General features: G+C 67.4%; 8 protein-coding genes and 1 pseudogene. 4 read left to right on the forward strand and 5 right to left on the reverse strand.

What is annotated here, in order from left to right; genetic code table 11:
* Window positions 1–5: 5 nt before the first annotated feature.
* Entirely contained in the window at window positions 6–632 is a 627-nt protein-coding gene (locus V3B25_RS04035; RefSeq protein WP_004152833.1) for a DUF47 family protein, read from the reverse strand.
* A 292-nt stretch (window positions 633–924) separates the two neighbouring features.
* Between V3B25_RS04035 and V3B25_RS04040 the strand changes: the two genes are divergently transcribed.
* Together V3B25_RS04040 and V3B25_RS04045 are read left to right on the forward strand one after the other, a co-directional pair.
* Window positions 925–2,229 (forward strand): hemolysin family protein, encoded by a 1,305-nt coding sequence (locus tag V3B25_RS04040; protein ID WP_049421505.1) that lies wholly within the window; start codon window positions 925–927, stop codon window positions 2,227–2,229.
* Window positions 2,213–2,872 carry an exopolysaccharide biosynthesis protein gene (locus tag V3B25_RS04045; protein ID WP_329810144.1) on the forward strand — a complete coding sequence of 220 codons (660 nt, stop codon included), beginning with the start codon at window positions 2,213–2,215 and terminating at the stop codon, window positions 2,870–2,872. Before V3B25_RS04040 ends, V3B25_RS04045 begins: the two co-directional genes overlap by 17 nt.
* Before the next feature lie 92 nt (window positions 2,873–2,964).
* On the opposite strand, the gene V3B25_RS04050 is transcribed toward V3B25_RS04045, so the two are convergent.
* The 4 genes and pseudogenes from V3B25_RS04050 to V3B25_RS04065 form a co-directional block, all read right to left on the reverse strand.
* Window positions 2,965–3,462 carry a pyridoxamine 5'-phosphate oxidase family protein gene (locus V3B25_RS04050; RefSeq protein ID WP_201118696.1) on the reverse strand — a complete coding sequence of 166 codons (498 nt, stop codon included), beginning with the start codon at window positions 3,460–3,462 and terminating at the stop codon, window positions 2,965–2,967.
* Between the two features lie 68 nt (window positions 3,463–3,530).
* Window positions 3,531–4,527 (reverse strand): annotated as a pseudogene (locus V3B25_RS04055) (LLM class flavin-dependent oxidoreductase).
* Window positions 4,528–4,749: 222 nt separating this feature from the next.
* Entirely contained in the window at window positions 4,750–5,517 is a 768-nt protein-coding gene (locus V3B25_RS04060; RefSeq protein WP_049421507.1) for a sulfurtransferase, read from the reverse strand.
* A 370-nt stretch (window positions 5,518–5,887) separates the two neighbouring features.
* Window positions 5,888–6,253 carry a DUF6164 family protein gene (locus tag V3B25_RS04065; RefSeq protein ID WP_032128940.1) on the reverse strand — a complete coding sequence of 122 codons (366 nt, stop codon included), beginning with the start codon at window positions 6,251–6,253 and terminating at the stop codon, window positions 5,888–5,890.
* 71 nt (window positions 6,254–6,324) lie between these two features.
* Here V3B25_RS04065 and V3B25_RS04070 point away from each other — a divergent pair, with 71 nt between their 5' ends.
* Complete coding sequence (locus tag V3B25_RS04070) at window positions 6,325–6,759, forward strand: FKBP-type peptidyl-prolyl cis-trans isomerase (protein ID WP_106467658.1); 435 nt, start codon at window positions 6,325–6,327, stop codon at window positions 6,757–6,759.
* Window positions 6,746–7,993, forward strand: a complete 1,248-nt coding sequence (locus V3B25_RS04075) for a TIGR03862 family flavoprotein (RefSeq protein WP_329810145.1) — start codon at window positions 6,746–6,748, stop codon at window positions 7,991–7,993. The genes V3B25_RS04070 and V3B25_RS04075 overlap by 14 nt, the downstream gene beginning before the upstream one ends.
* Window positions 7,994–8,072: the final 79 nt, after the last annotated feature.

The raw sequence follows: 8,072 nt of genomic DNA on the forward strand, positions 1-8,072 counted from the left end.
GTCCGTCAGCTGTTCTTCAACACGATCTGGTACGCCACCACGCCGGCCTCGCGGCAGCGATCGATGGCCTTTTCCAGGATCTCGAAGAATTCCTTCAGCAGGAACATCTGCAGGTTGTCCAGGCGGCCCGAGTAGATGTCGCGGTACAGCTCGAGCATCAGGCGGTCGGCCTCGTTCTCCAGCGAACGCAGCTTCTCGTTGAGAGCGGTCATCCGGTCCAGGTTCATGTGGCGCAGGTCGGCCACCATCTCCACCACCACGCCGGCAGCCTGTTCCAGCATCGCCGCGCGCGGCGCGAAGTCGATGTGCTCCAGGTGGGTCGTGGCCAGCGAATAGCGATCGGCGAACTTCTCGATCTGCTTCGGAATCTTGTACAGCGCCGAGCCCAGCGCTTCGATGTCTTCGCGCTCGATCGGGGTCATGAAGCTGTCCACCAGCGCCTGGCTGATCTTGTCCGAGGCCGCGCGTTCGCGCAGGCGGGCCAGTTTGAAGGCGTCCAGCGCGGGCTGGCGGTCGGCCTCGCGCAGCATGGAATGCAGCGCCTTGGCGGCGTCGGAAGCCGCGACGGCAGCCTCATCGAGCAGGGTGTAGAACTGTTTGCCGGAACCGAAAATGGTCTGCAGAGAGAACATTGAGAAACCTGTCAGCCGTCGCGGGAAGGACGGCACCAGACGGAATTATGACGGCTAGATGACCATCACGGGTATCCCTGCCCCCTTCCGGGGCTCTGGAAGCCCCAACCTGAACAGGCGGTTGCCACCCTGCCACGCCCCTTTGCTAAGATGCCAGCGCGCCTTCGGGCGCACCTTATGGACGACGACCCTTATCCCCCAGCGCCGCGCCGGACCCCGTTCCTGAGCGCCTGCCGCCATCGCAAGCACCCGCCCTCCCTGCCACCAACCGGGGACGACGCCCGTGTTTGAAATGATCCTGATTGTCTTCGCGCTTGTTCTGCTGAACGGCTTCTTCGCCATGTCCGAGATGTCGGTCATGACCTCGCGCAAGAGCCGCCTGAAGCAGATGGCCGCCACCTCCAAGCGTGCCGCCAAGGCGCTGGAGCTGTCGGAGAAGCCGGAGAGCTTCCTGTCCACTGTGCAGATCGGCATCACCGTGATCGGCGTGCTGACCGGCTACCTCGGTGGTGAAGCACTGGGTGAAGCCTTCGCCGGCTGGATCCAGGGCCTGATGCCAGGCTTTGCCTACGCCGGCAACGTCGGTACCACGCTGGCGGTCAGCCTGATCACCTTCATCACGCTGATCTTCGGCGAACTGGTGCCCAAGCGCCTGGCACTGACCCGCTCGGAGGCCATTGCCGGCCTGGTGGCGATGCCGATGAGCTGGCTGGCCAAGCTGGCCCTGCCCTTCGTCTGGCTGCTGTCCAGGACCACCCAGCTGGTGCTGCGCCTGTTCGGCCTGGGCAAGGATGAAGTCGCCTCGGTGACCGAAGAAGAGATCCGCATGCTGGTCGCCGAAAGCCACGAGGCCGGCGTGATCGATGCCCACGAGCGCGACATGATGAACCGCGTCATGCGCCTTGGCGACCGCACCGCCGACAGCCTGATGACCCCGCGCAACCGCATCGCGTGGCTGGATACTCAGGCCGGGCTGGAGCGCAACCTGGAAATCATGGCCGAACACGAGTTCTCCCGGTACCCGGTGTACCGCGACAACGACATGGACGTGGTCGGCGTGCTCGAACTGAAATCGCTGGCCACGCGCATGGCGCGCGGCGACAACGCGCTGTTCCAGACCCTGCGCGAACCCCTGTACGTCTCCGAATCGACCCACGCGATGAAGCTGCTGGAAATCTTCCGCGAGGAACAGCAGTCGATGGCACTGGTGGTGGACGAGTACGGCGAGATCCAGGGCCTGGTGACCATCAGCGACCTGATGGGCGCGGTGGTCGGCCGCCTGCAGGCGGTGGAGAACGCCGACGAGGACGCGCTGGTGGTGACCCGCGAAGACGGCTCGCTGCTGGTGGACGGCTCGCTGCCGATCGAAGACGTGCGCGAACTGATCGGCAGCAACGACCTGCCCGACGCCGAGGACGGCGACTACTACACGCTGGCCGGCATGTGCATCCATTACTTCGGCCGCATTCCGCACGCAGGCGAGTACTTCGACTGGGCGGGCTGGCGCTTCGAAGTGGTTGACCTAGATGGTGCGCGCGTGGACAAGCTGCTGCTGCGCACGTTGTCCGACGAGCACGCCGATGAGCTCACCGCCTGAGGCCGGCCGGGGTCCGGGCGCGGAGCGCCCGGCCTACCGTAACGAGGGCATCCGGACCCTGCTGGAGATGTTCGCCTCCGGCGACCCGGCCGAGCACATGCCGCTCGGCCAGATCCTGTGCAACCTGCAGCAGGGCGCGTTCGGCGTGTTCCTGTTCGTGGCGATCCTGCCCTCGTTCATTCCTATTCCGGGCATGGGTGGGGCGGTCAGCGGCCCGCTGGTGATCCTGATCGGCCTGCAGATGCTGTGCTGCCTTCGCCGGCCCTGGCTGCCTGGCTTCATTGCCCGACGCGGACCGAAGCGCAGCACCATGCACCGTTTCCTGGACCGCATCGATCGCCCGCTGCGGCGCCTGGACAAGATGCTGAAGCCGCGCCTGCCGCAGCTGCTGACACCCCTGCCGGCGCATGCCTTCACCGGCCTGCTGCTGGTGCTGCTGGGCGCGCTGCTGTCGCTGCCGATTCCGTTCACCAACTTCCTGTTCGGTTTCCAGCTGCTGCTGTTCTCGCTGGCGCTGCTGGAACGCGATGGCGCACTGATGCTGTTCAACTGGATCGCGGCGCTGGCGGCGATCGCCTTCTTTGGTTTCAGTTCGGGGCAGCTGGTGGGCTACACGGTGGAACTGTTCCAGCGCTGGTTCTGAGCCGGAATCCGGTAGAGCCGGCCGCTGGCCGGCTGCCACGTTTCCAGGTTTGCCGGCCAGCGGCCGGCACTACCAATACTGGACATCGGCCATCATCGAAGGTCGATGAATCCGTTGTCGGCCAACGCCGCCGGTTCGTCCTGCACGGCCGACAACACGAAACTCAGCGCTGTGCCCAGCAGCGTGCCCGGTCCATCCCAGTACTCGGCCGAGTCGGCGCGCACCTGGATCATGCGCAGGTTCGGGTCGTCCTTGCCGCCCGGGAAGAACAGCTTCATCGCCGGCGACCACAGTTCCTCGATCTTCGCGCGATCATCAACCACGCGCGCGCGCCCGGCCACCGACACATAGGTGTTCTTCGATGGCGAGGCATAGGCCACGTTGACGCGCGGGTCGAGCGCAATCTCGGCCACCTTCGGGCTGTCGGCAGTGATGACGAACCACAGATCACCGTCGAAGGTGACCTGCTGGGTGGCCAGCGGCCGGCTGTAGAGTCGTCCGTCGACGCCGGTGGTAGTGAACATCGCCACCTCCACGTCCTTGATCAGTTCTGCCAGTTGGGCAATGTGTTCGGCGCGGGTGTCGGCCATGTGGGGGCTCCTTCGATATGAGCCCCCATCAGACGCGGTTCGGCCGCAATGGGCCGTGACGCAATTGTTCAGCCCGCGTGGCGGGCGTGCCAGGCCTGCATCGCCAGTTCGAACGAGCGCAGGCGCGCGCGGTGGTCATACAGGTTGGCGGTGAGCATCAGCTCGTCCGGCTTGTGGCGCTCGACAAACGCGGCGATGCCTTCCGCCACCTGCTGCGGATCTCCCAGCACGGTGCAGGCCAGTGCCCGTTCCACGCCCACTTTTTCGTGCGGCTCCCAGAAGGACTCGATGTCGTCGATGGGTGCCGGAATCTTGCCCGGTCGGCCACGACGCAGGTTCACGAAACTCTGCTGCTGGCTGGTGAACAGGCGCCGCGATTCGGCTTCGCTGTCGCTGGCAACGACGTTCAGGGCCAGCATCGCGTGCGGCTGCTTCAGCGTGGCCGAGGGGCGGAATTCGCGGCGGTACACCGCCAGCGCTTCGTCCATCACGTCCGGTGCGAAGTGCGAGGCGAACGCGTATGGCAGGCCCATCGACGCGGCCATACGCGCACCGAACAGGCTGGAACCGAGGATCCAGGTCGGCACCCGCAGGCCCCCCCCCCGGAACCGCCTGCACCGCCTGCCCGGGCTGTACCGGTTCGAAGTAATGCAGCAGCTCGCGCACGTCCTGCGGGAACTGGTCGGCGCTGTCGAAATAGCGGCGCAGTGCACGCGCGGTCGGCTGATCGGTGCCCGGTGCACGGCCCAGGCCGAGGTCGATGCGGTCCGGATACAGCGAGGCGAGCGTGCCGAACTGCTCGGCCACCTGCAGCGGCGCATGGTTGGGCAGCATGATGCCGCCGGCACCGACGCGGATGCGCTTTGTGCCACCGGCGACGTGGCCGATCAGCACGGCGGTGGCCGCACTGGCGATGCCCGGCATATTGTGGTGTTCGGCCAGCCAGTAGCGGCGGTAGCCCAGCGCATCGGCGTGCTGGGCCAGTTCCAGCATGTTGGCGAAGGCAGCGGTGGTGTCACTGCCCTCGCAGACCGGGGCCAGGTCAAGGATCGACAACGGGATCATCAGCAGTTTTCCGTCACAGGATCCCCCATGAATGGGGTCGGTCGGGCGCGGCGGCCAGTGACGGTGGCGGGATGCTGATTCCCGTGGGACGGGTTCAGGGCCCGCCGGACCGATCCGGGGTGCCCTGATCCGCGCCAAGCGCGATTGGTAGTGCCGGCCGCTGGCCGGCATACAGGTAGATCGCTTCGCAGCCGACCAGCCGCCGGCTCTACCAAGGAAGCGTCAGAACGCGCTGGGGCGCGGCTCCGGCAGCGGCTGGTCGACCATTGGCTTCAGCTCGGCATCCAGCGCCACGCGCTCGTCGAACACGAAGCAGCGGCCTTCGTAACCTTCGCCGCCCACCTCCTCGAAGTAGCCGAGGATGCCGCCGTCGAGCTGCAGCACGTTGTCCATGCCGTCGTTGACCATCCACAGCGCGGCCTTCTCGCAGCGGATGCCGCCGGTGCAGAAACTGACCACGGTGCTGTCCTTCAGCGCTTCGCGGTGCGGCGCCAATGCCTCGGGCAGGTCGGTGAACTTGTGGATGGGCAGCACCAGCGCATCCTTGAAGGTGCCGTACTCCACTTCCTGCAGATTGCGCGTATCGAGCATGACCACCGGCTTGCCGGCGTCATCATGCCCCTGCCGCAACCAGCGCTGCACGGTAGCCGGATCGACCGCCGGTGCACGCGGATACTCCAGCGGCTGGCCGTCATCACGGCGGAAACTGATGATCTCGTCCTTCACCTTGGCCTTCAGCCGCGCGAACGGCTGATGCTCGCTCAGGCTGGTCTTGACCCGCATATCGGCAAAGCGCGCATCGGCATGCAGCGCCGCATAGAAACTTTCGACCGCCTCCGGCGCACCGGCCAGGAACAGGTTCAGCCCCTCGCCCGCCACCAGGATCGTACCGCGCAGCTGCGCCGCCTCGGCACGCGCCAGCAACTGGTCGCACAGGGCCTGGGGGGCGTCGATGACGGCGAAATGGTAGGCAGCGGTATTGGCGATCATCCCGCCATTTTAGCGCCTCCCGCCCGCACGGACAGATTCAGGGGTCAGAGCCCTCTGCGCAGCAGAGGGATCCGACCCCGGCAGGCACCCGGAATCTGTCAGAGGCGTGGCGGTGTGGGCAGGCGGGACCGTTGGCGCCATGGATGGCGCCATCGAGCCCCCAAGGGTGAGGGCGCTTTGCTGGCGAAGCACTGCTTCGCAAGCGCCCGAACGCACAGCCGCCAACGGCTGGGCCGGGCCGCGGAGCGGGGTTTACGGCGTGTCCCGCCTGCCCGCACCGCCCTGCCCACCACGGATTGCCTGCTGTTGCTGTTGCTGTTGTAGTTGCCCTGGCATCGGCGGGTGCCGGGTGCAACCCGGCCGAAACCCCTTATCCCCGCAACAGCACGAACGGCAGCAGCACCAGCGCCGCCGCACCGGCCATCGCCAGCAGCACCAGCACCACATACACCGGCCGGCGCCGGAACAGGCTGCCGAAGGTCTCCGCCGTCCCCTCGCGCAACGCCTGCTCGCGCTCGGCACGGATGCGCGGCCCGCGTTCGGCCTGGTACTCGGCCATCAGCGCCTTCGCACGCGGATGATCGGCGTCCTCGCGCAGCCACAGGCCGCCGTTGGAAATGCCCCAGGGGCTGGGTTCGGTGCGATACCAGGCGATGCCGTGCTGGTCGAGCAGCGTGCAGACATCGGCGTATTCGTCGTCGCCGACATTGCGCAGATTGAGCAGGAGTTTTGCCATGCCCCCCATGATACCCGGCGCCGATGCGCTACCCTTGCCGCCCTCGCCCTGCGCCCTTCCGGAGACGCCCGATGCGCCGCCTGCTGCTTCCCCTGCTGCTGTCCCTCGCCGCCGTTGGCTGCTCGACCGAACCGTCCGGCCCACCGCCGGGTGGCACCCTGACCACCTTCGAGCGCATCGATACCGTCCCGGGCACCGGCACCGAAGCCGTTGCCGGCAGCAAGGTCACCGTGCACTACACCGGCTGGATCTACGACAACCGCACCGAAACCAAGCACGGCAAGACCTTCGACAGCTCGGTCAGCCGTGGCGAACCGTTCACCTTCGCGCTCGGCGCCGGCCAGGTCATCCGCGGCTGGGATGAGGGCGTGGCCGGCATGAAGGTCGGCGGCAAGCGCACCCTGATGATCCCGCCGGACTACGGCTACGGCGACCGCCGGGTTGGCCCGATCCCGGCCGGCTCGTCGCTGGTGTTCGATGTCGAGCTGCTCGATGTCAAACCGTAATACCGCAACGTCACCGCGGGTCGCCGTCATCGGCGGCGGCCCGGCCGGCCTGTTTGCCGCCGAGCGCCTGCGCGCCGCTGGGCTGGAGGTCGACCTGTACGAGGCCAAGGGTTCGCCCGGCCGCAAGTTCCTGATCGCCGGCAAGGGTGGGCTCAACCTCACCCATTCCGATCCGCGGCCGCTGTTCGACAGCCGCTACCGCGAGCAGGCCTCTGCCGTGGGACGCTGGCTGGACGGCTTCGACGCGCAGGCGCTGCGCGACTGGGCTGCCGGCTTTGGCGTGGAGACCTATGTGGGCAGCTCCGGCCGCGTGTTCCCGGTCGACCGCAAGGCAGCCCCACTGCTGCGCGGCTGGGTGCGCCGCCTGAAAGAACAGGGTGTGCGCCTGCACGCCAACCACCGCTGGATCGGATGGAGCGACGACGGCGCCCTGCGATTTGAAACCGAAGACGGCGCCGTTGAAGTGCATGCCGATGCTACCGTGCTGGCCATGGGCGGCGGCAGCTGGCCGCAGCTGGGCAGCGACGGCGCCTGGGTCTCGCCACTGCAGGCACGTGGCGTGGATATCGCACCGCTGCAGTCGGCCAACTGCGGTTTCGACGTGGACTGGACGCCGTTCTTCGCCGAGCGCAATGCCGGCGCACCGTTGAAGCCGGTGGTCGCGCACTGGCTGGACCTGGCGGGACAACCGCAGTCGCTGCAGGGCGAGTGCGTGGCCAGCGAGTACGGCATCGAAGGCAGCCTGATCTACGCATTGGCCGCAGACCTGCGCGAGACCATCAACCGCGATGGCCACGCGATGCTGTGGCTGGACCTGGTACCGGGCCGCGATGAAGCACGCCTGCTGGCCGACCTGTCACGCCCGCGCAAGGGTCGCAGTTTCGGCGAGCACCTGCGCCGCCAGGCCGGCCTGGATGCAGTGAAAGCCGCACTGGTGTTCGAGATGCTGGGCAAGGAAGCGGGCAACGACCTGCCTGCCGTGGCAGCTACGCTCAAGCGCCTGCCCCTGCGCCTGCTGCGCCCCCGGCCGATGGCCGAGGTGATCAGCACCGCCGGTGGCGTGCGCCTGGATGCGCTGGATGATGGCCTGATGCTGCGGGCAGTGCCCGGCGTGTTCTGTGCCGGCGAGATGCTGGACTGGGAGGCGCCGACAGGTGGCTACCTGCTGACCGCGTGCTACGCCAGTGGCCTGCGTGCTGCGGAAGGCGTGATCGGGTGGCTGGCGGCGCGTTGACACCTGCGTTGTAGAGTCGGGGGGGGGGGGGCGGGGGGTTGTGGGGGGGGGGGAGCCGGCGCGGGAGGGGCGGGGCGAG

The sequence above is a fragment of the Stenotrophomonas sp. SMYL8 genome (assembly GCF_036320065.1).
GTDB lineage: Bacteria > Pseudomonadota > Gammaproteobacteria > Xanthomonadales > Xanthomonadaceae > Stenotrophomonas > Stenotrophomonas maltophilia_A.